At 71.3% G+C, this 24742-nt stretch carries 23 protein-coding genes, 1 tRNA gene and 1 other RNA gene; 14 read left to right on the top strand and 11 right to left on the bottom strand.

Features of this window, described 5'->3' with window-relative positions:
- Window positions 1-71: 71 nt before the first annotated feature.
- The 3 genes from QNO14_RS11150 to QNO14_RS11140 form a co-directional block, all read right to left on the bottom strand.
- Window positions 72-434 carry a nuclear transport factor 2 family protein gene (locus QNO14_RS11150; RefSeq protein WP_257505353.1) on the bottom strand — a complete coding sequence of 121 codons (363 nt, stop codon included), beginning with the start codon at window positions 432-434 and terminating at the stop codon, window positions 72-74.
- A 92-nt stretch (window positions 435-526) separates the two neighbouring features.
- Window positions 527-1528 (bottom strand): aggregation-promoting factor C-terminal-like domain-containing protein, encoded by a 1002-nt coding sequence (locus QNO14_RS11145; protein WP_257505352.1) that lies wholly within the window; start codon window positions 1526-1528, stop codon window positions 527-529.
- Window positions 1529-1739: 211 nt separating this feature from the next.
- Window positions 1740-2777: a lactonase family protein gene (locus QNO14_RS11140; protein WP_257505351.1), complete on the bottom strand. Its 1038-nt coding sequence runs from the start codon at window positions 2775-2777 to the stop codon at window positions 1740-1742.
- A 257-nt stretch (window positions 2778-3034) separates the two neighbouring features.
- Here QNO14_RS11140 and QNO14_RS11135 point away from each other — a divergent pair, with 257 nt between their 5' ends.
- From QNO14_RS11135 to QNO14_RS11125, 3 genes are all read left to right on the top strand, one after another.
- On the top strand, window positions 3035-3778 hold the full coding sequence (locus tag QNO14_RS11135) for an NUDIX hydrolase (protein WP_257505350.1): 744 nt from the start codon (window positions 3035-3037) through the stop codon (window positions 3776-3778).
- A 105-nt stretch (window positions 3779-3883) separates the two neighbouring features.
- The gene (locus QNO14_RS11130) at window positions 3884-4045 is read left to right on the top strand and encodes a hypothetical protein (protein ID WP_257505349.1); all 162 of its coding nucleotides are present in this window, start codon (window positions 3884-3886) and stop codon (window positions 4043-4045) included.
- 347 nt (window positions 4046-4392) lie between these two features.
- On the top strand, window positions 4393-5355 hold the full coding sequence (locus QNO14_RS11125) for a sugar phosphate isomerase/epimerase family protein (protein WP_257505348.1): 963 nt from the start codon (window positions 4393-4395) through the stop codon (window positions 5353-5355).
- Between the two features lie 82 nt (window positions 5356-5437).
- On the opposite strand, the gene QNO14_RS11120 is transcribed toward QNO14_RS11125, so the two are convergent.
- Entirely contained in the window at window positions 5438-6061 is a 624-nt protein-coding gene (locus QNO14_RS11120; RefSeq protein WP_257505347.1) for an LON peptidase substrate-binding domain-containing protein, read from the bottom strand.
- 73 nt (window positions 6062-6134) lie between these two features.
- Between QNO14_RS11120 and QNO14_RS11115 the strand changes: the two genes are divergently transcribed.
- Both QNO14_RS11115 and QNO14_RS11110 read left to right on the top strand, forming a co-directional pair.
- On the top strand, window positions 6135-6632 hold the full coding sequence (locus tag QNO14_RS11115) for a DUF427 domain-containing protein (protein WP_257505345.1): 498 nt from the start codon (window positions 6135-6137) through the stop codon (window positions 6630-6632).
- A 182-nt stretch (window positions 6633-6814) separates the two neighbouring features.
- Window positions 6815-7213 (top strand): PIN domain-containing protein, encoded by a 399-nt coding sequence (locus tag QNO14_RS11110; protein WP_257494258.1) that lies wholly within the window; start codon window positions 6815-6817, stop codon window positions 7211-7213.
- Between the two features lie 46 nt (window positions 7214-7259).
- Here the strand turns inward: QNO14_RS11110 and QNO14_RS11105 are convergent, their stop codons facing one another.
- Window positions 7260-7814: a DUF1697 domain-containing protein gene (locus QNO14_RS11105; RefSeq protein ID WP_257505344.1), complete on the bottom strand. Its 555-nt coding sequence runs from the start codon at window positions 7812-7814 to the stop codon at window positions 7260-7262.
- Between the two features lie 47 nt (window positions 7815-7861).
- Window positions 7862-8374, bottom strand: coding sequence for an O-acetyl-ADP-ribose deacetylase (locus tag QNO14_RS11100; RefSeq protein ID WP_257494260.1), 513 nt, complete (start codon window positions 8372-8374; stop codon window positions 7862-7864).
- Between the two features lie 99 nt (window positions 8375-8473).
- Here QNO14_RS11100 and QNO14_RS11095 point away from each other — a divergent pair, with 99 nt between their 5' ends.
- Both QNO14_RS11095 and QNO14_RS11090 read left to right on the top strand, forming a co-directional pair.
- A complete protein-coding gene (locus tag QNO14_RS11095) occupies window positions 8474-9409 on the top strand; it encodes an SDR family oxidoreductase (protein WP_257505343.1) in 936 nt (311 codons plus the stop codon).
- 10 nt (window positions 9410-9419) lie between these two features.
- Window positions 9420-10502: a DNA glycosylase AlkZ-like family protein gene (locus QNO14_RS11090; protein ID WP_257505342.1), complete on the top strand. Its 1083-nt coding sequence runs from the start codon at window positions 9420-9422 to the stop codon at window positions 10500-10502.
- Window positions 10503-10548: 46 nt separating this feature from the next.
- Here QNO14_RS11090 and ligD read toward each other — a convergent pair whose 3' ends face one another.
- Entirely contained in the window at window positions 10549-11781 is a 1233-nt protein-coding gene (ligD, locus tag QNO14_RS11085) for a non-homologous end-joining DNA ligase (protein ID WP_257505341.1), read from the bottom strand.
- 153 nt (window positions 11782-11934) lie between these two features.
- Here ligD and QNO14_RS11080 point away from each other — a divergent pair, with 153 nt between their 5' ends.
- Window positions 11935-12426, top strand: a complete 492-nt coding sequence (locus QNO14_RS11080) for a bifunctional nuclease family protein (protein WP_257494264.1) — start codon at window positions 11935-11937, stop codon at window positions 12424-12426.
- Window positions 12427-12466: 40 nt separating this feature from the next.
- On the top strand, window positions 12467-12769 hold the full coding sequence (locus tag QNO14_RS11075) for a putative quinol monooxygenase (RefSeq protein WP_257494265.1): 303 nt from the start codon (window positions 12467-12469) through the stop codon (window positions 12767-12769).
- Between the two features lie 17 nt (window positions 12770-12786).
- Here the strand turns inward: QNO14_RS11075 and QNO14_RS11070 are convergent.
- From QNO14_RS11070 to QNO14_RS11055, 4 genes are all read right to left on the bottom strand, one after another.
- A tRNA-Ser gene (locus tag QNO14_RS11070) sits at window positions 12787-12871 on the bottom strand.
- 85 nt (window positions 12872-12956) lie between these two features.
- On the bottom strand, window positions 12957-15302 hold the full coding sequence (locus QNO14_RS11065) for a transglutaminase TgpA family protein (RefSeq protein WP_257505340.1): 2346 nt from the start codon (window positions 15300-15302) through the stop codon (window positions 12957-12959).
- Window positions 15289-16659, bottom strand: coding sequence for a DUF58 domain-containing protein (locus QNO14_RS11060; protein ID WP_257505339.1), 1371 nt, complete (start codon window positions 16657-16659; stop codon window positions 15289-15291). The genes QNO14_RS11065 and QNO14_RS11060 overlap by 14 nt, the downstream gene beginning before the upstream one ends.
- Before the next feature lie 7 nt (window positions 16660-16666).
- A complete protein-coding gene (locus QNO14_RS11055; RefSeq protein WP_257505337.1) occupies window positions 16667-17659 on the bottom strand; it encodes an AAA family ATPase in 993 nt (330 codons plus the stop codon).
- A 101-nt stretch (window positions 17660-17760) separates the two neighbouring features.
- Here QNO14_RS11055 and ffs point away from each other — a divergent pair.
- From ffs to QNO14_RS11030, 5 genes are all read left to right on the top strand, one after another.
- An RNA gene (gene ffs, locus QNO14_RS11050) (signal recognition particle sRNA small type) lies at window positions 17761-17857 on the top strand.
- 96 nt (window positions 17858-17953) lie between these two features.
- A complete protein-coding gene (gene pta / locus QNO14_RS11045) occupies window positions 17954-20086 on the top strand; it encodes a phosphate acetyltransferase (RefSeq protein WP_257494269.1) in 2133 nt (710 codons plus the stop codon).
- The gene (locus tag QNO14_RS11040) at window positions 20083-21315 is read left to right on the top strand and encodes an acetate/propionate family kinase (RefSeq protein WP_257505336.1); all 1233 of its coding nucleotides are present in this window, start codon (window positions 20083-20085) and stop codon (window positions 21313-21315) included. The genes pta and QNO14_RS11040 overlap by 4 nt, the downstream gene beginning before the upstream one ends.
- An 81-nt stretch (window positions 21316-21396) precedes the next feature.
- Complete coding sequence (locus QNO14_RS11035; RefSeq protein WP_257494271.1) at window positions 21397-22128, top strand: HAD family hydrolase; 732 nt, start codon at window positions 21397-21399, stop codon at window positions 22126-22128.
- A gap of 46 nt (window positions 22129-22174) precedes the next feature.
- Entirely contained in the window at window positions 22175-24733 is a 2559-nt protein-coding gene (locus QNO14_RS11030) for a glycoside hydrolase family 65 protein (protein ID WP_257505335.1), read from the top strand.
- Window positions 24734-24742 lie beyond the last annotated feature (9 nt).

Raw genomic sequence — 24742 nt, 5'->3', positions numbered from 1 at the left:
CCACCGCAGCACGCCGGTGCGGCGCCCGCCTCGCGGAGCGGCGCCCGCCTTACGGCGGGGCCGGTCCTGCGTCAATCGACGTCGGACTCGCTGGGAGTCTTCTTCGCCCACTCGACGAACTTCTTCGCCCGACCGTCGGGCGCGAAATGCACCTCCCAGAGGTTCACCCACGACGAATCACCGGGATACTCCACATGGCCGGTGATGATGCCGAGCCGGTCGTCCTCGATCAGCACATCGAGGTCGTATCGCGGGTTCGCGCCTTCGGGCTCGGGCCATGACTCGAGGATCGCGTCGATGCCTCGCGCAGGTTCCAGGTCATCGGGACGGAAGAAGTACTCCGCGTCGTCGGTGAAGACGGCGCGGACGTCGTCGGGTTTCTCGGACTCCCAGGCCTTGATGTAGCCGTCGAGCCATTCGCGTGTTCTGCTCATGCGGAGTGTCTACTCCGGGCTCCAGACACCGGCAACCGCAGGCGCGCCCGGTCTGACGATGTGGGAGCGGGCTGGGGTGCGGCGGGTGACGCTCAGTACCAGCCGACCGACTGCGAGTGACCCCACGCGCCGCACGGCGTGCCGTAGCGACCGGAGATGTAGCCGAAGCCCCAGGCGATCTGCGTGGCGGGGTTGGTCTGCCAGTCGGCGCCGGCGCTGGCCATCTTGCTGCCGGGGAGGGCCTGGGGAATGCCGAAGGCGCCGCTCGAGCGGTTGTACGCCTGGTAATTCCAGCCCGACTCCTTGTTCCACAGCGAAACGAGGCACCCGAACTGGTCCTCGCCCCAGCCATAGCCGGCGAGCATTCCGCGGGCCGTTGCCTGCGCGTCAGCCGGGCTCGTGCCGCCCACGGCCCCGCCGGTGGCGTAGCTCGGGCTGGGCGCTGCTGCGGCGGTCGAGCCGGACGAGCTCTGCGTGGCCGATGCCGCTTCTGCGGCAGCAGCAGCGGCCGCAGCCGCGGCGGCGGCCTCGGCCTCGAGGCGCGCCTTCTCGGCGGCGACGCGCTCGGCCTCGGCGGCGATGGCCGCGTCGAGCCGGCCGCGCAGGCCGGCGGCGGCCTCGGTCACCTCGGCGGCCTCTGCGTGCACGTCGTCGATGGCATCCTCGAGGTCGGCGAACTCGAGCGCCTGTGCGCGCTGCAGTTCCTCGACCTCGGAGTGCAGCGGTGCCGTGTCGACCGTGGTGATCGGAGAGCCGATGTCGAGGCCCGATGCCGCGATGTCTGCGGTCACGGTCTGCGAGTGCGTGACGGCAGCCTGGGCGACCGCGATGGCCTCGTCAGCGGCCGAGACGACCTCGTTCGGGGTCGACGCCTCGGCGGCCTGCGGATGCAGCGGAGTGATCGACGACGCGAGGGCGAACGTCGGCGTGGCGCCCAGAGCCTGGGCCGTCGACGCCGGCGTTCCGGTGGCACACGCGGCCGCGGCGAGACCGACGACCAGCGTCGCCGCCACCAGAACGGGGCGACGTCGCGAGCGGCGTTCGGTCTGGCGGTTGGTGCGGCGGGTGTGCTGGGCAGTCGGGTCTGAAAGCAAGAGAAAACCGGTTCCGTATATCGAGGGAGCGCCGGTGATGGCGCACTGCAATCCGTTCGGGCGAATACAGCCGATCCGTTCGGGCGGATACAAGTGCCCGAGTTTGGTTGCCCTTTCTGGGCGGTTCCGGTGCGTTACCTGAACGTTACCTGAAAACCGCGCTCCGAAAATGCGTGGTCAGACCCCGGTTCGGCGAGTCGCTCACAGGGATCTAGACGAACCGCACCCAGTTCGCTCCGGCGCCGGTTTCTGCGCGCTGTCGCAGGTTGAGATCGTCGCCGTCGATCGTGTACAGCGACACGGTCGTCGACCGCTCGCCCGCGGCGACGAGGTATGCGCCATCGGGACTCACGTCGAATCCGCGCGGCTGCGGCTCGGTGACCGTGAAACGATCCGGCGCCGTCACCGACCCGTCGTCGGCGACCGCCACCGCGGCCAGCGTGCTCTCGGTGCGCTCCGAGCACCACAGCCGCCGGCCCCCGTCGGAGAAGTGCAGATCCGCGCCCCAGATGTAGTGGTTCGCCATCGGATCGGCACCGAATTCGCTGTGTCCGAGACCCTTCGTCGTGTCGTACGCGGTCGTGGCATCCTGCAGCGTCAGCGCGCCGGTCTCGGTGTCGCGTGCGTAGTGCAGCACCTCGCCGGAGAACTCGGTGAGGACGTACACGGCATCCTGCGCCTCGTTGAGCACCAGGTGACGCGGCCCGCTGCCGGCGGGAGCGGACACCGTCTCGGGCTCGAGCGGCACGAGCGCGAGGTCGTCGGCGAGGGCGTACTGGGCGACGAGGTCGGCGCCCAGCGACACGAAGTACGCGAACCGGCCGTCGGCGCTGGGGAGCACCGAGTGCAGGTTCGGGAACTCGATGCGCGACACCGGGTCACCCACCACACCGTCGGCGATCGCGCAGGTGATGCCGAGCCCGCCGTTGTATGAGGCGGCGAGCAGGCCCGTGCCGCCGCGGGTGAGCGCGATGTAGTTCATGCTTCCCGGCACGTCGCGCCGCGAGCGCGCCGTCAGCTGCCCGGTCTCGCGGTCGAGCGAGAGAGTCAGGATGCCGGCGGAATCGCCCTCGGCGTCGCCCTTGACCGCCGCGTAGACGAGGTCGCGCTCGGAGTCGACGGCGAAGGTGGAGCATCCCTTCAGGCCGTCGGTGACGGCGAGGCGCTCGAGTTCGCCGTCGGCGAGCCGGAAGGTGCTGAGGGAGCCGTCGCCGGCATTGGCGACGAGGACGAGGCGCGAGTCGGTCATGTGTCGATCGTAGGAGGCGCGGAGAGTCGACGCGGAGGGGTTGCGCTCCCGCCGTCGTCCTCTCCGTGCGTCATCACCTCGGGGGCGGCGGGGGCAGCTGCCGGACCTCGTCCACAGGACACGCAGATCATCGACCGGCAGCAGATGGTCGGCGACCTCGGCGACGGGGGAGTCGGGATCGTTCGTCGCTTCGCTGGCTCGGCGACCGGGGGTGGGCCCGGAGAGCCCGGCATCCGTCGGCGGCGTAGCCTGAACGAATGCCTGTTCCGGACGCCCCGCAGACCGCCCGTGCACAGCTGGCGGCGCTCGCCGCCGCGGTGGAGCGCCGCCGGCTCAGCGACCCGACCGTCGTGCCCTCGTTCGGCCCCCTCATCGACCTGCCCGTCGCACCCGGCTCACGGCCCGCGGCGGTGCTCATCCTCTTCGGCGTCCTGGATGAGACTCGCAGCGAACGCCCCGCCGCCGACACCGCAGTCTCGCGAGACCTCGACGTGCTGCTGCTCTCCCGGGCGGCAACGCTGCGCTCGCACCCCGGTCAGGTCGCGTTCCCCGGTGGCCGGGTCGACCCCGACGACGACGGCCCGGTCGCCGCAGCACTGCGCGAAGCGCAGGAGGAGACGGGCCTTGACCCGAGCGGGGTCGAGGTGCTCGGCGCGCTCGAGACCATCCCGCTGGCGTTCTCGCGGCATCTCGTCACGCCTGTGCTCGGCTGGTGGCGGCATCCGTCCCCCGTGCACGTGGTGGACGAGGGCGAATCCGCCGCTGTCTTCCGCGCGCCCGTCGCGGACCTTCTGAGCCCTGCCAACCGCGGCGTCACGGTGCTGCGGGATGGCGCGCGTGAGATGCGCGGGCCCGCCTTCCACGTCGGCGACGGTCCCGAGGCGCACCTGGTGTGGGGATTCACGGCGATGGTGCTCGATGTGCTGTTCGATCGGCTCGGCTGGACCGAGCCGTGGGATGCCACGCGCGAGCTGCCGCTGGAGCCGCCGCGGCCGGTGTGAGCCCGAGGGACTTCGCTCTCTCCCCACGGCGCGGCGTGCCCGGGCTGGGCACCGTTCGCCGCCGACGCTCGAACAAATGTCCGAGGCTCGCGCCATGAGGGGAGCATGACCTTCCTCACCGAGTTCGCGACGAGAGCGCAGGCCGCCAGCGGCCACCGCGACCTCGACGTCGTCCCCGGCGAGCTGCTGGCGGCGGTGCGCGCGCTTTCCGATGACGATGTGCTGGGCGTGTTCGAAGAGGCCGCCGCCGCCATGGGGTGTCTGTGAAGCGCACCACAGCGACCACTGGTGCGCGGAGCAGGGACGTACCGATGTCGACCGCGGCATCCTGCTGTGCCGGTTCCATCATCTGCTCCTGCACAACCAGGGGTGGAAGATCACCCGCGACGGGCGTGGGCCATTCCTTCTGCATCCGCCCGACGGAGGCGAACCGATCGCGCTGCGAGGCAAGTCCCCGGTGCGCTGGGCGTGGGATCCGCCACCCGACCGGGCGGGATGGCGCGCCACGGAGGAAAGAATCGGGTCGGACACGCCTCGCACCCGTTGACAGAGATCCAGGTCCTATAGGATCTATTAACCCCGTCCACGGGGATACGGATAGCTGGGAGCCAAAGATGTCCACCCTTCCTCTGACCGCAGAGAACTGGCCGATCGGCGCGAACATGCTGTCGTTCGGCAACACCGCGCCCGATGGGCGCCCGATGCAAGAGGCATCCTCCACCGTGTGGGCCTCGCAGCTGCGTCAGGTCAAGCAGCTCGGCGTCGACCAGGTCGACCCGACCGACGCCTGGCTGCCGCTGGCGAAGCTCTCCGACGACCGCATCGAGGAGTTCCGCAGCGTCCTCGACGGCGAAGGCCTGACGCTGTCGTCGATCTCGATGACGCGCAGCTCGGTCGTCGACCGCGTGAACGGAGACGAGAACCTCCGTGACGCACACCGCTTCATCGACGTCGCTCCGAGCTTCGGCGTCAGCGTCGTCAACGTCGGATTCATGCAGCAGCTGACCCCAGCGCAGCAGGATGCCCTCTGGTTCTGGCTCGCCGACGGCCACCATGACGACCCGGCACTGCGCGACGACGCCATCGCCCGCGTGCGCGAGCTCGGCGACCACGCGCAGCAGGCGGGCATCGAGGTGAGCCTAGAGATGTACGAGGACACGTACGTCGGCACGGCAGACGACGCCGTGTCGTTCCTCGCCGACGTCGCCCACGATGCGGTGGGGCTAAACCCCGACCTCGGCAACATCGTGCGGCTGCACCGCGACATCGAGCCGTGGGAGGACATGTTCGAGAAGGTGCTCCCGCACTCCAACTTCTGGCACATCAAGAACTACAGCCGCGACTTCGACCCCGCCACCGGCGCCTACGCGACCGCCCCCACACCGCTGAAGTACGGCTACATCAACTACCGCAAGGTCATCCGGCGCGCGCTGGAGCTCGGCTACACCGGGCCGTTCTGCTGCGAACACTACGGCTCCGACTCGCTGGGCGTCATCGCCGAGAACGTGCACTACATCCGCCAGGTGCTCGCGTCGGCGCTCGCCGACGAGACCCTGGTTCGCCCGGCATCCGCCTGACCTGCCGCATCGTCCACCTTCACCCCCCGCGGCACGCGCGAGCGAGCCGCCGTGCGTGCGCGTGTAGCCGCGCGCCCCGACGTCAGCCCAGGTCGTCGGCCGGCGGGCGCGTCAGCAGCGGCTCGATGTCGAGGGTCAGGTCGATGATCTGCCGCAGCAGCCCTCCGAGCGTCGTCGAACGCAGCAGCGTGAAGCGGTCCAGCTCACCCAATGGCGCGATCGCCGCCAGCTGCCACGAGGATTCGACGGGGTCGGGGGAGAGCTCGGTCTCGGCATCCCACCGCACGTTCTCGTCATCGGCGGCCCGCGCCAGCACCCGCCGCACGATGCTCTCGGCCTCGTCGCGCAGCGGCGTAAGCGCGTCGGACCACTCCAGCGGCGCCACGGCGGAGACTTCCGCCACGGGGTAGGGGTCGTCGGGCAGCCACCGGTCGACGGTGATCCGCTCGGCGCCGACGGCCACCACCTGCAGGTCGGTCGCCGTCGGGGCCACCCGCACGAGGCGCGCGAGGGTGCCGACGCTGCTGCGCTGCTCGCCGCCGCCGGCCTCCGGACCCCGCTCGATGAGCACGACGCCGAACTGCGGCTCTTCCTCGTCGAGCAGGCGGCCGATCATCGTGAGGTAGCGGGGCTCGAAGATGCGCAGCGGCAGCGGAGTGTAGGGAAGCAGCACGCTGCCCAGCGGGAACATCGGCACGCCGGTCATGGCGACAGTCAACCACCGGTGCGCCACGCGGGAGCCCTAGCGGGGCATCTCACCGCATTCATACAGTGAGGCCATGACCCGCCCCCGCCCCGACCCCGTCGATACCGGCCAGGAATCCGTCTGGGACTATCCGCGCCCGCCGCGAATCGAGCGCGTCGACACCCCCGTGACGATCGACTTCGGCGGCGTCCGCATCGTCGACACCACCGACGTCGTACGGGTGCTGGAGACCAGCCACCCGCCGGTGTACTACCTGCCGATCGCAGCGTTCGCGCCGGGGTCGCTCGTCCCCACCGACGGCAGCTCGTACTGCGAGTTCAAGGGCGCGGCGGGCTACTTCGACGTGCGCGGAGGAGACCGCGTCGCCCCGCGCGCGGCGTGGACTTACCCCGACCCGTCACGAGGCTACGAGCTGCTCACCGACCGGGTGGCGGTCTACGCGGGCCCGATGGACCGCTGCACCGTCGCCGGCGAGACGGTGACGCCGCAGCCGGGCCTCTTCTACGGCGGGTGGGTGACGTCATGGGTGCGCGGGCCGTTCAAGGGCGGCCCGGGGTCGATGGGATGGTGACACAGGGTGCGGGTCCCGGGCGGAGCGGGTCGATCGGATGGTGAGCAGGGGGTGTGGGTGCCGGCTCCCCCTGCCGGCACCCGTGCCGATCCCCCCGAACCGGCACCGCACACGCTACGGCGACCCTCCGACATCGCTCTGCCCGGTCGCCGCCACGGGCCACCGGTGGCATCATCGGGGTCATGACCCGCTACGCGATCGACGCGCCGACGGCGCTGCGCTTGATCGAAGAGGATGCCGTGCTCGGCGACGGCCACTCGCTGGTCGCCCCGAGTGTGCTGCGCACTCACGCCCTCTCGCTGCTGTACCGGGACGTCCGCGCCGGCGCGCTGGACGAGCGGGTCGCCCTCGCGCGGCTGGAGCGCCTGGCCGAACTGAAGATCCGGCTGCTCGGCGACCGCGTCTCCCGCGCCACGGCGTGGAAGCTCGCCACGCGCCTCGGCTGGCCCGACACGCCCCCGGCGGAGTACCTCGCCGTCGCCATGCTGCAAGCGGACCTTCTGGTCACGGACGACCCGCACCTGCGCAGCGGCGCCGAGGACCACGTGGCCCTGGCCCCCTACGAGGCGCTGCTGCGCTGACCCCGCCGGGGCCGACCCCGGCGGGGGCTGACCGCGGCACGCCCGGTCAGTCAGGCTCGCCGAAGCGGGCGACCAGGCGCACGAGGGTCGGGAGGCCGCGGGAGGTCGCGGGCTCACCGGTCACCTCCTCGATCGTGGGGGTGGCATTGCCATCGCCCTCCCGCTCGTTGACGGAGACGACCCAGCCCTCACCGGCATCCACCACCCTGCACCGGCGGCGCGCGGCGACGCGCGCCAGCTCCGCGTCGTCGGGGTCGATGCGACCGCCGGCGTGGAACGACACCTCGCGCCGGGTGGCGTCGGGCTGAGCGGCGTGCACGTCGACGATGCGCGCGATCTCCGACAGCGGGATCGCGCAGCCGCCGCGTCGCAGGCCGGTGCGCGCCTCGAGCGCACGCACCGCGTCTGCCACGACTCCGGCGGGGTCCTCAGCCCGGAAGACCACGGTGCCGTTGCTCTGGAACGTCACCGCGTCGGGCGCACCCGCATCGGCGAACGCGGCGAGGATGTCGGCCGTGGACGGATGCCCGCGCTGTCCCTGATTCACGTTGCGCAGCAAGCCGACCCAGTCGTCCACGATCAGGATGCTACGGCCGCCCATCGCAGGAGGCCACAAGGGAGAACGGCCGGAAGCGGCGTGAGAGGCGGTCAGCGCGCGTCGGCAGCCGCCACCACCTCGGCCACCTGGTCGTACGTCGCGGCATCCAGCGCCACGATCCGCACCTCCTCGACCGCGGTGTGTGCGGCCGCGATCGTCTCAACGGCAGCGGCGATGGCATCCGCCTTCGGCCACCCGTAGATCCCGGCGCTCACGAGCGGAAACGCCACGGACCGCGCTCCCAACTCGTCGGCCACCTGCAGCGACCGGCGATAACACGACACCAGCAGCGCGCGGTCGCGCTCGCCCGCGGCGTAGTTCGGCCCGACGGTGTGGATCACCCACCGGGCCGGCAGATCGCCTGCGGTCGTCCAGCCCGCGTCTCCCGTCGCGAGCCCGTCGGGGAACCGCGCGATGCAGTCGCGCAGGATCTCGGGACCGCCGGCACGGTGGATCGCGCCATCGACGCCACCACCCCCGCGCATGGCGTTGTTCGCGGCGTTCACGATCGCGTCCACCTGCTGCTCGGTGATGTCGCCGCGCACCGCGATGATCCTCGTCATGAGGCCAGTGTCACCCACACACCTCCGCTCGGCGAGCCCCAGAGCGGCCTGCGCGGCGCGAGCCCGCCGTGGTATCCGTTGAGGGACGGAAGGGACACCATGCCCGCAACGCCCAGCGCCGACCTCCCCGACCTCGCCGGCCGCACCGCCCTCGTCACCGGCGCGAGCGACGGAGTCGGTCTCGAGGTCGCCCGCGCGCTCGCCGCCGCCGGTGCCCACGTCATCATGCCGGTGCGCAACCGCGACAAGGGAAGCCATGCGATCGCCCGCATCCGGGGCAGCGTCCCCGACGCGAGCCTCGAGCTGCGCGACCTCGACCTCGCCCGCCTCGACTCCGTCTCGGCGCTCGTCGCCACGCTGTCCGCCGAGCGCACCCCGATCCACCTCTTGCTGGCGAACGCCGGCGTCGTGCTCTTGGGCGACCGCCGGCGCCACCTCACCGCCGATGGCTTCGAACTGCACTTCCAGACCAACTTCCTCGGACACTTCGCACTCATCGTGGGGCTGCTCCCCGTTCTGCAGCCGGCGCGAGCGCGCATCGTCCTGCAGACCAGCCTCGCAGCGGCGTTCAGCCGCATCGACTGGTCCGACCTGCAGCTGGAGCGCCGTTACGGCGCATTCCGTGCCTACGGCAGGTCCAAGCTCGCGCTCGCCCTCTTCGGCACCGAGCTCGCACGTCGCAGCGCGGCGGGAGGGGGAGCCGTCACCGTCGCCCAGTCCCACCCTGGGGTCGTCCCCGCGACCGCGATCGCTCCGGACCTCCGCCGCCGCGTCCCGCCCCAGCTCGTGCGGCTCGCGACCACCCGCCTCGGCAACCCGCTCCCGCTCGCGCCGCTCCCGGCCCTGCAAGCTCTGACGGCGGATGTCGCACAGGGCGACTTCTTCGCACCCTCAGGGCTGCTGCAGATGGAAGGGGCGCCGCGAGCGCGGCATCCCTTCCGTCACGCCCGAGACCGAGAGGATGCCGCGCGCCTCTGGCGGGTCGCCGAAGAGCTGCTGCAGAAATCCGCCCGCGACGGGGCGCCCCTGCACTAGCGTCGAGCCCGTGACCACCCGGCTCACGCTCGGCCAGGCCCGCCGCATAGCTGTGCGCGCGCAGCTTCTCGACGCGCAGCGACCGGGTGACGTGGTCGAGGTCGCCGAGCAGATCGGCGAGATCAAGATCGACCCGACCGCCACGATCGCCCCCTGCGAGCACACCGTGCTGTGGTCGCGCATCGGCTGGTCGTATGAGGCGGGACAGCTGCGCAAGGCCGTCGAGGGCGACCGCCTGCTGTTCGAGCTCGGGGGAGCGTTCCGACCCATGAGCATGCTGCCGCTGCTGCTTCCCGAGATGAGCCGGTGGCCGCAGCGCGAGAGCTCCCGCCAATGGCTGGCCGCGAACGACCGGTTCCGATCCGATGTCATCGCGCGCCTGCGCGCCGAGGGCCCGCTGCTCACCGCACGGATTCCCGACACCGCGCAGGTGGTACGGGCGCCGGACGGTTGGTCCGGAGCCAACCCGGTGCCGCACATGCTCGAATTCCTCACGTGGCAGGGCATCGTCGCCGTCGCGGGCCGCGAGGGGCGCCAGCGCGTGTGGGACCTCGCCGAGCGCGTCTACCCGAGCGACCTTCCGGTATACGACGAAGACGAGGCCACGCACCTGCGCCACGAGCGGAAGCTGCAGGCGGCCGGCATCGCGAAGCAGAGCTCCCCGTGGACGCCCGTTGGCGACGCGGGGGAGCCGGTGATGATCGAGGGCGGTACGCGCAAGTATCGGGTGGACCCGGCCGCGCTCGCCGCCGTGGACGAAGACGACGGCGGACGCGTCGCCTTTCTCAATCCCTACGACGTGATGCTGTTCGACCGGCCGCGGCTGAGCGAGATCTTCGGCTTCGACTACGTGCTGGAGCAGTTCAAGCCCAAACCACAGCGTCGGTACGGGTACTTCGCGCACCCCATCCTGATGGGCGAGCGCTTCGTCGGCATGCTCGACGCTGCTCTCGACAAGTCGCGCGACGTGCTGCGCGTGAACGCCGTGCACGAGCTGGTGCCGTTCGAGCCCGAGGAGAACGAGATGGTGCGCGCCGAGCTCGCCGAGCTGGGCGAGTGGCTGGGTGTCGCCGTCGAGTACGACCAGGAGTGAGGTGCGGCGTTTCGCCTCGCTGCGCGCGCTCAACGACCGGTGAGGCTCAGCGACCGGGGCGCCACGGGTCGTAGTCGACTTCGAGCGGCTCCTGCGCGGGGCGCTCGCCCTCCGGCACGTGCTGCAGGTTCACCCGGATGCGGTACCAGAGCGAGCTCGACCCCCGCATGCCGTCGACGAGCACGTCGGCGGGGGAGAGGTTCTCGACCACCGACGGATGCCGCGCCTTCCAGGCATCCAGCCCCGCCAGCGCCTCGTCCTTCGTCGCCGCGCGCGCGATCTCGATGAGCGGCATCGTCGAGACGCGGCGGCCTGCCCCGTCGGCGCCTCCGGACCCCCGCGGCGCGCGCTCAGCGGGGCCGAGCCGCTCGGCCAGCGCCAGCAGCCCTTCGAGCGACCCGGCGGCCTCGTCGATTCCCGCGTGCGGGTCGCCGATTTCGGCGAACCGGGCCCGCACGGTCGGGACCGTGAACTCCTCCGGTCGCCGCACCCGCAGCTCGTCCCACCCGAGCGGCGTCGAGACGCGGGCATCGGGGAGCGCCCGCACCGAGTACGCCGAGGCGACGGTGCGGTCCTTGGCGTTCTGGTTGAAGTCGACGAAGACGCTCTCGCCGCGCTCCTCCTTCCACCACTGCGCGCTGGCGAGCCCCGGCGCGCGGTCGGCGACCTCGCGCGCCAGCGCCTGCGCCGCCAGTCGCACGGCGGCGAAGTCCCACGCCGGCTCGAGCCGCACCAGGATGTGGATGCCGCGCGACCCCGAGGTCTTCGGCCACCCGACGAGCCCATGGTCATCGAGCACGTCCCGCACGACGAACGCGACGTCGACGATCTGCTGCCAGTCGACGCCCGGCATCGGGTCGAGGTCGATCCGCAGCTCGTCGGGGTGATCGAGGTCACCGGCGCGCACCGCGTGCGGATTGAGGTCGAGGCAGCCGAGGTTAACGATCCATGCCAGCCCAGCGGCATCGCGGATCACGGCCTCTTCCGCGCTCGTCCCCGATGCGTACCGCAGGGTCGCGGTGCCGATCCACTCCGGATGGCTGTCGGGGACCCGCTTCTGGAAGAACGGCTCCTTGTCGATGCCCTTCGCGAACCGCTTGAGCACCATCGGACGGTCCCCGGCGCCGCGCAGAGCCCCCTCCGCCACCGCGAGGTAGTACTCGACGAGATCGAGTTTCGTGAGCTGCGCCTCGGGGAACACCACCTTGTCGGGGTGGCTCACGCGCACCTCGTGCCCGTCGATCTCGAGCGTGACGGCATCGTCTTTCGCTGATGGCATGCGGTCACGATACGCCCGGCCCGCCTTCGGCGGCCAGGCGGCGGCCAGCCGGAACGGGGTCGTTGCGCCACCCCCGGTGCTCTGGGGGCCACAGGTGCCTACGATGGGCCATCTAGGGGTTCCGATGCCGGGGCCGAGGCGAAGGGGGTGCGCATGGTCCAGGTCCGTGTGGCCGGTGTCGCCCTCGACCCCGACGGGCAGCGGGTCGTTCTGCTGAAGCCGATCGATTCCCTTCCCGGCGAAGGCTCGATCCTGCCCATCTGGATCGGCGCGCAGGAGGCGACATCGATCCTCATCGCCGTCGAGGGAGCCGTCACCCCCCGCCCGCTCGCGCACGACCTGATGCGCTCGATGGTGGCCGCTCTGGGCGCCGAGGTCGACCGCGTCGAAGTCGCCCGCATCGACGACGGCACCTTCTACGCCGAGGTGACGCTCAGCTCGCCCCGCGGCACGCAGGCCATCGACGCCCGCCCGTCGGATGCCATCGCACTCGCCTCGCGCACCGCCGCGCCGATCTTCGTCGCCGACGACGTGCTCATCGAAGCCGGCATCCCCGATGTCCTGGCCGTCGACGACGCCGAGGAGAACATCGAGGAGTTCAAGCACTTCATCGACGACATCGAGCCCGAGGACTTCCGGGAATGATGTCGGTGCACGCGGCGGGCACGGCCCCTACACTCGGCGCATGACGTTCGCGAACGTGGGCACGATCGGCGTTGTCGCCGGCAAGCGGGGGCAGCTCGTGGACCTGCTCACCCGGCGGAGCGAGGAGCTGCGCCACGTGGGGTGCCTCGCCTACGAGGTCGGCATCAACGACGAAGAGCCCGACACCGTCTTCGTCGTCGAACTGTGGACGAGCGCGGACGCGCACCGGGCGTCGCTGGCGCTTCCCGAGGTGCAGGCCTCCATCGCCACCGCCCGGCCACTGATGACAGGCGAGTTCGGCGGCTTCCAGTTCGACGTCGTCGGGTCGCCCCTGCGGGACTGACGGCGGGCGGAGATCGGCGGAGGATAGGGGATTCGAACCCCTGAGAGCTTTCACTCAACACGCTTTCCAAGCGTGCGCCATAGGCCACTAGGCGAATCCTCCGTGGCCCCGGAGGGCCGCGGGACAGTCTACCGGGTGCGGAGTGGTCCTTTTGCCGCGCTCGGCCACGGCGTGCCGTCCGGGCGTGTCAGACCGGCGCGCGCTCGGCCGCGTAGGCGCTGCCGGGGCGCACGATGAGCGACCGCGGCGCGAGCAGGGCGCGCACCCTCCTGTCGCGTGGCGTCGACGCAGCGAGCGCGGAGTGAACGGATGCCGCGGCATCCGCCAGACCCTCCCTCCGGGCACCAGCGGGCGCGCTCGCAGGGGCCGGCGCGTACGACGCGCGCTCGATCGCCTCCACCAGCTGCGACACCGCGCCCGCGGGTGCGCCGTGGTCGGCGACCAGCCGTTCCCCGAATGCCCGGGGCGACTCGGCAGCGGGCACCGCGATGCCGAAGTCCACCGCGGCCTCGCGCACGCTCAGCCATGCCGCGGCGGCGTCGCCCGCTGCTGCGGCGGCGAGGCGGCGCCGTCGCACCACTTCCCGCACCAGCGCCGGAATCGCGAGGGCGACGAGCACGCCGAGCGCGATGAGAGCGCTCGACAGTGTCAGGAGGGGAGGTGCCGCGGCGTCGGGCACGGCCTGGTCGTCGAGCTGCGGCGCAATGCTCGGCTCGGGCGCCTCGAGCGCGGGTCCGGCACCGGTCGACGGCGCCGGCCCCGCGTTCAGGTCTTCGCCCGCGTCGTCGGCGGTCGGCACGCGCTCGGGGAGGAAGGAGGTGGGCGTGCCGAGACTCTTCGTCGGTTCGAACGGCACCCACCCGACGCCGGCGAAGTGCACCTCCGGCCAGGCGTGCAGCTGATCGCTCGTCACCTGGTACTCGGTCTCGCCATCGACGACCTCGCCGTTGCCGGTGCCGGGGAGGTAGCCCACGACGATGCGGGAGGGCATGTCGAGCGTGCGCGCCATCACAGCGAAGGCCGACGCGAAGTGCACGCAGTACCCCTGTCTGGAGAGGAGGAACTGCTCGATCGCGTCGATGCCCGATCCGTCGAACCCCTGCTGCACGGGCGCGCGCAGGGAGTAGGTGAAGTCGCTGCCGCGGAACCAGCTCTGCAGCGCCACGAGCTTGTCGTAGTCGGTCTCCGCACCGGCTGTGACCTCGAGCGTGGTCTGGGTGATGATGTCCATCGGCACGTCGGGAAGATCGTAGGTCGCGTCCCGCAGCACGGTGCCGCCCGCGGTCGTGGCCCGGATCTGCTCACGGGTGGGGCGGGGCAGGTGCGTGAGCACCTCGTACACCTGACCCTGCGTGGTGGCGGAGTCGCTCACGACCGTGCGGTTGTACGGCATCGCCTCCCAGGCGTCGTCGAGCCCGGTGACCCCGACCGCGGGGTAGGCCACCGGCAGCCAGGATGAGGAGAGGTTCGTGACCTCGACCGTGGTGCGGTACGCCGTCACCCGCAGCGACTCGTCGACCTCCACCTCACCGAAGCCGCCGCCGCCTTGGCCCTCCCCTTCACCGCCGTCGTCGCCCTCGCCGACGGCCTCGAGGGGGAGCGTGCGCACGCGGTCCGGTCGCCACTGCGCGCCGTCGAAGCTCGACAGCGTCGCCACCCGCAGATAGGGCGGCACGGGGGTGTTGGAGCGCACGTTCAGCACCGGCACGCTGACGGGTTGGCGCAGATCGTGGCCGAGGTTCAGCGACGGGTCGATCGTCATCGTCGCCCCGAGCCCTCCCGCCGCGGGACGTGCCGTCGGCGTCGGGAGCAGCGGGGTCACCGTGATCGCCACCACGACGGCGATGGCGCCGATGCCGACGGCGGCCGCACCCACTCCGGCTCGCCGTGCCGGTGGCCCGGGCCGCGGAGCGGCAGGCGGGGGACCCGCCGTCTCGCGCGCCCGCGTCTCGGTGCGCAGCAAGAACAGCACGGCCACGGCGAGCACGGCGAACGAGAAGACGTCCATGTCCGACGGCACGGCGATCGCCGGGACCAGCCAGACGGTGACGACGCCGACGACGGCCAGCAGCGGCATCCGGGCGGTCACCACGACGTGGTCCAGGGCGATGGTGAACAGCCCCACCGCCGCGACCAGCAGGAAGCTCAGCGGCGCTCCGGCGTCGAGGGGCGCCGATCCGACGAGGATCTCGGTCATGCCCTCGGTGAACAGGGGCGGCACCGCGCGTACGGTCTCGGGGGTGGGGATGATCCACAGCAGGGCCGTGTCCGACAGGAAGAGGGCGGTGAGGAACAGCGCCCACAGGGCCAACTGGATGCCGCTGGCTGCGAGGGCGGGCAAGCGCGCGGCGTGGGCCAGGTGGCCGGCCGTGAGGAGCGCCGCCGTCAGCACCGCCGCCGCCGCCAGCCATCCGCCGGGGGCGATCACGTCCGCCAGCGGCAGTGCGGATGCCACGATGACCGCCGCCACCGCGAGGGTGAGGCGCAGGTGCGCGCGGCTGCGGCGGGGCCAAGCACCGTCAAGCGACGACATGGCCCACCTCCCGCTCGACGGCCTGCTGCCATGCCGGCACGAGGTCCGCACCCGGCGGGATCGACGCCACCCGCCACCCGTGGGCCGCCGCGCGCGGCAGCGCGTCGTCGACCGGCGACACCGCGAACAGCAGCGGCAGCGACGAGTGGTGGGCGACCGGGGCGAGGGTCGCGGCATCCTCCGCGTCGAACCTGCCGACGATGACGACCAGGGGGCCGCTCATCGCGCCCGTGAACAGCGGCGGCAGCTCGGCCAGATGGTCGTCGCGGCGGGTGACGAGCGTGGCGAACGAGGTGCCGAGCATCTCCACCGCGGCCAGGTCACCGCCTTCGATCGGGTCGGCGAGCGCCCGGCCGTCGGAGTCGGTCACGGCGACGGTGTACCCCTCCCGCACCAGCCGCGCGACGATCGAGACGCAGGCGCTCAGCGCGGACTCGAACCCGTCGTCCAGACCCGCCCCGCGCATCGCATGAGGGCTGAACCTGCCGGTCGCGAGGTCCAGCACGACGGTGGCCGCCGGGGTCGACTCCTGCTCCTCCTGGCGCACCATCAGCTCGTCGCGGTGGGCGCTCGCGCGCCAGTGGATGCGGCGCATCGAGTCTCCGGGCGCGTAGGCGCGCGGGATGAGGTTGTCGGTGCCCTGCCCGAGCTCGTTGGACGACGTGTGCCGGCTGCCGCCCGCTTCGCCCGGAAGGTCGGTGAGCGGCGGCAGGTCGATGACCTCGGGCGCGACGGCCACCCGCGTGCGCTCGCTCAGCACGTGGGTGCGGCACACGAGCCCGAACGGGTCGGTCGACGACACGGCCAGCGGCCCGAGCGTGTGCAGCCCTCGTCGGGTGCCGACGATGCGATAGTCGACGTCGACGGTGTGGGCTTCGCCCCGCAGCCCCGAAGCCAGCGCCGGGAAGACCCCGCGCGCCGCGGAGGGCCCGGCGGTGCCCCAGCGGGCGGTCAGCCCGGTCGCCGCGCCCCGTCCGAAGCCCGCGGGGCGCCCTGCCGTCGCTTCGGCGTGCACGCTCTCGCCCGGCCCGTCGCCGGGTGGGCACCAGGTCAACCCCGGCGACAGGGAGTCGCGCCACGTGCCCTGACCCGAGGCCACCGCAGCGCGCAGCGACACCCGCACCGTGACCCGCCCCTCCTGCCCGACCGTCAGCACGTCGGGTTCGACGGTGCGGGCGAGGCCGTCCGCCCGGCGCACGGCGTAGAGGCTCGCCGCGGCCGCCCCGACGACGGCGAAGAGCAGCATCGCCACGTACAGCAGCTCGACCACGCCGCGGTCAGCGGCGACGATCAGGCACACCAGCCCCAGGAGCAGGGCACCCGTGCCCCGGATCGTGAGCGGCCACAGGCGTGCCATGGTCACCTCACGCGCGGGCGGTGAGCGGAACGCGGACGGATGCCGCGATCTGCGTCAGCACCGACGCGACGGCATCGGTGGTCGAGCGCGCCCGGGCGGTGCCGGCGCTGCGCGTGGGGATGAGACGGTGCGCGAACACCGGCACGAGGAGGGCCGCGATGTCGTCGGGGATGACGAACGGGCGGCCGTCGAGCGCCGCGCGCACCTTCGCGGCGCGCACGAGCTGCAGGGTGGCACGCGGACTCGCGCCCAGCCGCAGGTCGGCGTGGGTGCGGGTCGCCTGCGCGAGGGAGACGGCGTACTCCTCGACCGCGGGCGAGAGGTGCACGCTGCGCGCCCACTGGATCAGCTCGCGCACGACGCGCGAATCGACCACCGGGGTGATCGCGTCGAGGGGGTTCACCGCATCGCGCTGGCGCAGCATGAGGCCTTCGCTGGCGGCATCCGGATAGCCCATCGAGATGCGCATCATGAAGCGGTCGCGCTGTGCCTCGGGGAGAGCGTACGTGCCCTCCATCTCGAGGGGGTTCTGCGTGGCGACCACCAGGAAGGGCTCCGGCAGCGCGTGCGACTCGCCGTCGACGGTGACCTGGTGCTCCTCCATCGCCTCGAGGAGCGCGGACTGGGTCTTGGGGGAGGAGCGGTTGATCTCGTCGGCGATGACGATGTGGGCGAAGATCGCCCCCCGCTTGAACTCGAACTCCCGGTCGACGGGGTTGAACACCGACACGCCCGTGACATCGCCGGGAAGCAGGTCGGGGGTGAACTGGATACGACGCACGGTGGCGTCGACGGATGCCGCGAGCGCTCGGGCCAGCATGGTCTTGCCGACCCCCGGCACGTCCTCGATGAGCAGGTGACCCTCGGCGAGCAGGCAGATGAGCGCCGAGCGCACGGCATCGGGCTTGCCGTCGATCACCCGGGAGACCGAACCCGCGATGGCATCCGTCAGGCCCGCGAAGGACTCCGCGGTGATCTGATCCCCAGCCTGCTCACTCATGCGTTCCCCTCGACGGGTGGGCGGTGCGTCGCTCCGGCGCGTCGCTGCCCCGATCGTAACCCCGCGCGTGCAGGCGGTGGGCCGAGTCGGGATACACTGGTGTCAGCTCTCCGCGAGGCGGCATCCAGGCCAACTCCCCCAGGACGGAAACGTAGCAAGGGTAACCAGGCTCTGCCGGGTTCGCGGAGAGTCTTACTTTTCCCGCACGGCATCGTCGCCCCTCGCGGATCACCACCGGCATTATTCACGGACCACCGCCTGACGGGCGGGGACCGTCACGCCTAGGCTGTGCAGGTGGCTCAGAGCATCTACATCACCTCGGCCGAAGGCCATTCCGGCAAGTCGACGATCGCGCTGGGTGTGCTCGACGCCCTCAGTCGCGCAACGCCGCGGGTGGGGGTGTTCCGCCCCATCGCCCGCTCCACGGCCGAGCGCGACTACGTGCTCGAGATGCTGCTGGACCACGACGGTGTGGACCTCGACTACGACGAGTGCGTGGGGGTCACCTACGACGACGTGCGCGCCGACCCCGAGGGGTCGCTGGCGCGCATCGTCGAGCGCTTCAAGGCCGTCGAGCGTCAGTGCGACGCCGTCGTGGTGGTCGGCAGCGACTACACCGACGTCGGCAGCCCCGCCGAGCTCGCCTACAACGCCCGCATCGCCGCCAACCTCGGCACTCCCGTGCTGCTGGTGATCGGCGGCCGGGCGCTGCAGGGCCAGAGCGAGCAGCTGGGCACGACGACCGCGCGCACCCCGTCGGAGATGGGTCAGATCGCCGCGCTCGCCGTGGCGGAGCTCGAGCACGGTCGCGCCGACCTGTTCGCCGTCGTGGCGAACCGTGCCGACCCCGACAAGCTCGACGAGATCATCGCCGCCGTGACCGAGGCCACGGCGGCCGCCCAGCCCGGCCGTGAGATCCCGGTGCGCGCGATCCCCGAGGATCGGTTCCTCGTGGCGCCGTCGGTGCGCGGCATCCTGCGGGCCGTCGAGGGGACCCTCGTCAAGGGCGACCCCGACCTCATGACACGCGAGGTGCTGAGCATCGTCGTGGCCGGCATGTCGATGGTGAACGTGCTGCCGCGGCTCACCGAGTCGGCCGTGGTGGTCATTCCCGCCGACCGCACCGAGGTGCTGCTGGCGACGCTGCTGGCGCACTCATCCGGCACGTTCCCGTCCGTTGCCGCGGTCGTGCTCAACGGACCGTTCCCGCTCCCCGACTCGATCGACAAGCTCATCGACGGGCTCGGCTCGACGGTGCCCATCATCGCGACCGACCTCGGCACCTACGACACCGCCGTGCGGGTCATGAACGCCCGCGGCCGGCTGGCCGCCGACTCTCAGCGGCGCTACGACACGGCGCTGGCCCTGTTCGAGAAGCACGTCGACACCGAGGCGCTGACGAAGGCGCTGGGGGTGGCGGGGACCACCGTGGTCACGCCGCTGATGTTCCAGTACGCCCTCATGGAGCGCGCGCGCAGCGATCGCCGCCGCATCGTGCTGCCCGAGGGGGACGACGACCGCGTGCTGCGTGCGGCGGCCACCGTGCTCTCGCGCGGCATCGCCGACCTCACGATCCTCGGTGAAGAGGCCGAGGTGCGAAGTCGTGCCCTGGAGCTCGGCATCGACCTGTCGGGCGCCGAGATCACGAGCCCCTTCGACGGCGTGCTGGTGGATCGGTTCGCCCAGGAGTACACCCGGCTGCGCGCCCACAAGGGCATGACGTACGAGCGGGCGTCGGACACCGTCACCGACGTGTCGTACTTCGGCACGCTCATGGTGCACATGGGCCTCGCGGACGGCATGGTGTCGGGGGCCGCCCACACCACCGCCCACACCATCCGCCCCGCCTTCGAGATCATCAAGACGAAGCCCGGTGTCTCGGTCGTCTCGAGCGTCTTCCTGATGGCGCTCGCCGACCGCGTGCTCGTCTACGGCGACTGCGCCGTCATCCCCGATCCCACGAGCGAGCAGCTGGCCGACATCGCGATCTCATCGGCGGCGACGGCCGCCCAGTTCGGCATCGACCCGCGCGTGGCGATGCTGTCGTACTCGACGGGAGAGTCCGGCAGCGGCGCCGACGTCGAGAAGGTGCGCACCGCCACCGGGCTCGTGCGCGAGCGAGCGCCGCAGCTGCTGGTGGAGGGGCCGATCCAGTACGACGCGGCGGCCGATGCGGCCGTGGCATCCAAGAAGATGCCCGGATCCGACGTCGCCGGCCGCGCCACGGTGTTCGTCTTCCCCGATCTCAACACCGGCAACAACACCTACAAGGCCGTGCAGCGCTCGGCCGGCGCCATCGCCATCGGGCCGGTGCTGCAGGGGCTCAACAAGCCCATCAACGACCTGTCGCGCGGCGCCCTCGTCGACGACATCGTCAACACGATCGCGATCACCGCGATCCAGGCGCAGGGAGAGGTGAGCGCATGAGCGTGGTCCTGGTGGTCAACAGCGGGTCGTCGTCGTTCAAGTACCAGCTGGTCGAGCCGGAGAACGGCCGGGTGCTCGCCTCGGGCATCGTCGAGCGCATCGGCGAGTCGCTCGGTGCGGCCAAGCACAAGGTCGTCTTCACCGCGCAGGACGGCGTCGAATCCGTGACGGCGACGGATGCCACGTACACCCGTGAGCTGCCGATCCCCGACCACACCAGCGGGTTCCGGGTCATGCTCGACGCGTTCGCCGAGTGGGGGCCGTCGCTGGCGGAGAACCCGCCCATCGCCGTCGGACACCGCGTCGTGCACGGTGGGGCGCGATTCTTCGAGCCCACCCTGATCACGAACCTCGTGGAGATCAACATCGACGAGCTGTCGGTGCTCGCGCCGCTGCACAACCCCGGCGCTCTGCAAGGCGTCCGTGCAGCCAAGGCCGCCTTCCCCGATCTCGCGCACGTGGCGGTCTTCGATACGGCGTTCCACCAGACGCTTCCCGCCGCCGCGTACACCTACGCGATCGACAAGGATCTGGCCGATGCCCACCGCATCCGCCGCTACGGCTTCCACGGCACCTCCCACAAATACGTCAGCCGTGCCGCCGCGGACTTCCTGGGCAGGCCGCTCGAAGAGCTCAAGCAGGTCGTGTTCCACCTCGGCAACGGCGCCTCGGTGACCGCCGTCGACGGCGGCCGCTCCGTGGAGACGTCGATGGGTCTCACACCGCTCGAGGGCCTCGTCATGGGCACGCGCTCCGGTGACATCGACCCTGCCGTGCTGTTCCACCTCGCGCGCCGCGCGCGGATGTCGATCGACGACCTCGACGACCTCCTCAACAAGCGCAGCGGCGTGCTGGGCCTTGCCGGGGTCAACGACATGCGAGACCTCGAGGAGCGCGTGGCACAAGGCCACGAAGACGCCCGGCTCGCCATGGAGGTGTACATCCACCGGCTGCGCGCCTACGCCGGTTCGTACATCGCGCAGCTCGGCGGCGTCGACGTGATCGTCTTCACCGCCGGGGTCGGCGAGAATTCACCCATCGTGCGCGCGGGGGCGCTCGAGACGCTCGGCTTCGCCGGCGTGCGGCTCGACCCGGAGCGCAACGAGGCACGCGGCCGGGGGATCCGTGTGATCTCGGCCGACGGGTCGCCGGTGACCGTGCTGGTCGTGCCCACGAACGAGGAGCTGGAGATCGCACGTCAGGCCCTCGAGGTGGCCGTGGCGCTCTGATGGACGGCCGATCGGGCCGGGACGTCCCACCCTCCGGGTGCCGTGGTGACCGGGCACAGTCTGCGCGACTACGCTGGCGACGTGGACACCCGAACTCTGCCTGACCTGACGGCCTACGACGGCGTGCTCTTCGACCTCGACGGCGTGCTCACCCCGACCGCCGAAGTGCACATGCACGCCTGGCAGGCGATGTTCACCGAGCTGTTCACGGCGTGGGGAATCACTCCGCCGTACACCGAGCAGGACTACTTCCTCTACCTCGACGGCAAGAAGCGCTACGACGGCGTGGCGAGCCTGCTGCGCAGCCGCGACGTCGAGGTGCCCTGGGGCGACCCCAGCGACGACCCCGCCCTCGACACGGTCTGCGGGATCGGCAACCGCAAGAACCTGGTGTTCGAGCGGGTGCTGCGCGCCGAAGGCATCGCGCCGTACCCGGGCTCGCTGCGCCTGCTCGAGAGGCTGCAGGCGGCGGGCACCCCCGTCGGCGTGGTGTCGAGCTCGAAGAACGCCCGCGAGGTGCTCACTGTCGCCGGCCTCATCGACCGGTTCCCCGTGATCATGGACGGCGTCGTCGCCGAGCGGGAGAACCTTCCAAGCAAGCCCGCCCCCGACGTCTTCCTCGCCGGCGCGCGCATGCTGGGGGTCGAACCCGCCCGCTCCGTCGCGGTCGAAGACGCGCACAGCGGTGTGCAGTCCGCGGCCGCCGCCGGATTCGGCCTGGTCGTCGGCGTCGACCGGGGCGTCGGCGCCCAGGTGCTGCGCGACGCCGGCGCCGACCTCGTCGTGGACGATCTCGAAGAATTCCTCGACTGACCGGCCACCCGACCGGCACCCCCCACCACCCTTGGAAGGCCCCCGCATGATCGACCGTGATCGCTTCCCCGTCGACCCTTGGCGGCTCGTGGAGAAGAACTTCTCGCTCGAGGACGTCGGCGTGACCGAGACGCTCTTCGCGCTCGGCAACGGCTATCTCGGCATGCGGGGAAATCAGCCCGAGGGGCTGCACGGGCACGAGCACGGCACGTTCATCAACGGCTTCCACGAGACGTTCCCGATCCGTCACGCCGAGCAGGCCTACGGCTTCGCCGAGGTCGGGCAGACGATCATCAACGCCCCCGACGCCAAGGTCATGCGCGTCTACGTCGAGGACGAGCCGCTTTCGCTGGACATCGCGGAAGTGCGGGACTACGAGCGCGTGCTCGACATGCGCGACGGGGTGCTGCGCCGCCACCTGGTGTGGGTGACCCCCAGCGGCAGGGAGGTGCAGATCGACTTCGAACGCATGGTGTCGTTCGAAGAGAAGCACCTCTCGGTCATGCGCATCACCGTCACGGTGCTGAACTCCGACGCGCCCGTGACGATCAACTGTCAGCTGGTGAACCGGCAGGACGGCGAGGACGTCTACGGCGGCACCGCGGTGGCCTCGCGCCGCTCGCGCGCGACCTTCGACCCCCGCAAGGCGGAGCGCATGCACGAGCGCGTGCTGCAACCGCAGGACTACTGGCAGGACGGCTCGCGCACGGCGCTGTCGTACCGCGTGACCGAGTCGGGCATGACGCTCGCCGTCGCGGCCGACCACTTCATCGAGACCGACAACGAGTACGACATGCGCGGGCTCATCGAGCCCGACATCGCCAAGAACCTCTACCGCGTGCAGGCCAAGGCCGGCGTGCCGATCACGGTCACCAAGGTGGCCGTGTACCACACGTCGCGCGGCGTGCCCGCGCGGGAGCTCGTCGACCGCTGTCGTCGGACGCTCGACCGCGTGCAGAGCGGGGGCGTCGACGTGCTGTTCGAGCGCCAGCGTGCCTGGCTCGACAGCTTCTGGGATCGCTCCGACGTGCAGATCGGCGGCCACGACGACTTGCAGCAGGCCACCCGCTGGTGCCTGTTCCAGCTGGCCCAGGCCGCGGCCCGCGCGGACGGGCGCGGCGTTCCCGCCAAGGGCGTGACCGGCTCCGGTTACAGCGGCCATTACTTCTGGGACACCGAGATCTATGTGCTGCCGTTCCTGGCGTACACGACGCCGCTGTGGGCCCGCAACGCCCTGCGTATGCGGTACCTCATGCTGCCCGCGGCCCGTAAGCGCGCCGCTCAGCTCAACGAGGCCGGCGCGCTCTTCCCCTGGCGCACGATCAACGGCGAAGAGGCGTCGGCCTACTACGCCGCCGGCACCGCGCAGTACCACATCAACGCCGACGTCTGCTTCGCCCTGGCGAAGTATGTGCGTGCCACCGGCGATGTGGACTTCCTCTACAGCGAGGGCATCGACATCGCCGTGGAGACCGCGCGCCTGTGGGCGACGCTCGGATTCTGGCGCACGAGCGACGGCATCCACGACGACGACGATGACGGCGACGGCGACTCGTTCCACATCCACGGCGTCACCGGTCCCGACGAGTACACGACCGTCGTCAACGACAACCTGTTCACCAACGTCATGGCGCGGTTCAACCTGCGCTTCGCCGCGCGCACCGTGCGGGAGATGGAACAGGACGCGCCGGAGGAGTACCGCCGCGCGATGGACCGGCTCGGCATCGAGCCCGGCGAAGCCGAATCATGGGACCGTGCTGCCGACGCCATGCACATCCCGTTCAGCGAGGCCCTCGGCATCCACCCGCAGGACCACGTCTTCCTCGAGAAGGAGGTGTGGGACCTCGAGAACACCCCGCCGGAGCGGCGGCCGCTGCTGCTGCACTTCCACCCGCTGGTGATCTACCGCTACCAGGTGCTCAAGCAGGCGGACGTGGTGCTGGCGCTGTTCCTGCAGGGCAACCACTTCACCGACGACGAGAAACTCGCCGACTTCAACTACTACGATCCGCTCACCACCGGCGACTCCACGCTGTCGGCGGTCGTGCAGGCCATCCTCGCGGCGGAGGTGGGGTACCAGGACCTCGCGCTGGAGTACTTCCACGAGTCGATCTACGTCGACCTGGGCGACCTGCACCACAACGCCGCGGACGGCGTGCACGTCGCGTCGGCCGGCGGCGTGTGGACGGCCCTCGTCTCGGGCTTCGGCGGCATGCGCGACCACTTCGGCGACCTGTCGTTCGACCCGCGCCTGCCCGCCGACTGGCCGTCGCTGTCGTACTCCCTGCTGTGGCACGGGACGCGGCTGGATGTCACCGTCACGGCGGATTCGATCACGTTCAGGTCGGGCCCGGGCGGTCCGATCGTGCTGTCGGTGCGCGGGACGGGTTACGTCATCGCCGGCGAGGAGACCCTCGTCGTGCCGCTGCGGGGCCAGGGGCCGCGGCGACCGGGCCGGCCGTCGCTCAGCGAGATCGAGGATGCGCGGCGCGACGACGGCACGTACCTGTCGGCATCGATCCCGACCCTCACGAGCTCGATTCCCGTCATCTCGGACGAGGACCTGCTGCAGGGCGACGACGCGCAGGTGGGCATCGACTCCTGAGCGGGGACG

Origin of the sequence: Microbacterium sp. zg-Y625 (genome assembly GCF_030246925.1) — a bacterium.
GTDB lineage: Bacteria > Actinomycetota > Actinomycetes > Actinomycetales > Microbacteriaceae > Microbacterium > Microbacterium jiangjiandongii.
The sequence above is the reverse complement of the archived record's forward strand: the minus strand, read 5'-3'. Positions and strand labels throughout refer to the sequence as shown.

Coding starts and splice junctions, on each gene's coding strand:
- QNO14_RS11150 (WP_257505353.1), bottom strand. CDS start 434: ATGAGCAGAACACGCGAATGGCTCGACGGCTACATCAAGGCCTGGGAG.
- QNO14_RS11140 (WP_257505351.1), bottom strand. CDS start 2,777: ATGACCGACTCGCGCCTCGTCCTCGTCGCCAATGCCGGCGACGGCTCC.
- QNO14_RS11135 (WP_257505350.1), top strand. CDS start 3,035: ATGCCTGTTCCGGACGCCCCGCAGACCGCCCGTGCACAGCTGGCGGCG.
- QNO14_RS11130 (WP_257505349.1), top strand. CDS start 3,884: ATGACCTTCCTCACCGAGTTCGCGACGAGAGCGCAGGCCGCCAGCGGC.
- QNO14_RS11125 (WP_257505348.1), top strand. CDS start 4,393: ATGTCCACCCTTCCTCTGACCGCAGAGAACTGGCCGATCGGCGCGAAC.
- QNO14_RS11120 (WP_257505347.1), bottom strand. CDS start 6,061: ATGACCGGCGTGCCGATGTTCCCGCTGGGCAGCGTGCTGCTTCCCTAC.
- QNO14_RS11115 (WP_257505345.1), top strand. CDS start 6,135: ATGACCCGCCCCCGCCCCGACCCCGTCGATACCGGCCAGGAATCCGTC.
- QNO14_RS11110 (WP_257494258.1), top strand. CDS start 6,815: ATGACCCGCTACGCGATCGACGCGCCGACGGCGCTGCGCTTGATCGAA.
- QNO14_RS11105 (WP_257505344.1), bottom strand. CDS start 7,814: ATGGGCGGCCGTAGCATCCTGATCGTGGACGACTGGGTCGGCTTGCTG.
- QNO14_RS11100 (WP_257494260.1), bottom strand. CDS start 8,374: ATGACGAGGATCATCGCGGTGCGCGGCGACATCACCGAGCAGCAGGTG.
- QNO14_RS11095 (WP_257505343.1), top strand. CDS start 8,474: ATGCCCGCAACGCCCAGCGCCGACCTCCCCGACCTCGCCGGCCGCACC.
- ligD (WP_257505341.1), bottom strand. CDS start 11,781: ATGCCATCAGCGAAAGACGATGCCGTCACGCTCGAGATCGACGGGCAC.
- QNO14_RS11080 (WP_257494264.1), top strand. CDS start 11,935: ATGGTCCAGGTCCGTGTGGCCGGTGTCGCCCTCGACCCCGACGGGCAG.
- QNO14_RS11075 (WP_257494265.1), top strand. CDS start 12,467: ATGACGTTCGCGAACGTGGGCACGATCGGCGTTGTCGCCGGCAAGCGG.
- QNO14_RS11065 (WP_257505340.1), bottom strand. CDS start 15,302: ATGTCGTCGCTTGACGGTGCTTGGCCCCGCCGCAGCCGCGCGCACCTG.
- QNO14_RS11060 (WP_257505339.1), bottom strand. CDS start 16,659: ATGGCACGCCTGTGGCCGCTCACGATCCGGGGCACGGGTGCCCTGCTC.
- QNO14_RS11055 (WP_257505337.1), bottom strand. CDS start 17,659: ATGAGTGAGCAGGCTGGGGATCAGATCACCGCGGAGTCCTTCGCGGGC.
- QNO14_RS11040 (WP_257505336.1), top strand. CDS start 20,083: ATGAGCGTGGTCCTGGTGGTCAACAGCGGGTCGTCGTCGTTCAAGTAC.
- QNO14_RS11030 (WP_257505335.1), top strand. CDS start 22,175: ATGATCGACCGTGATCGCTTCCCCGTCGACCCTTGGCGGCTCGTGGAG.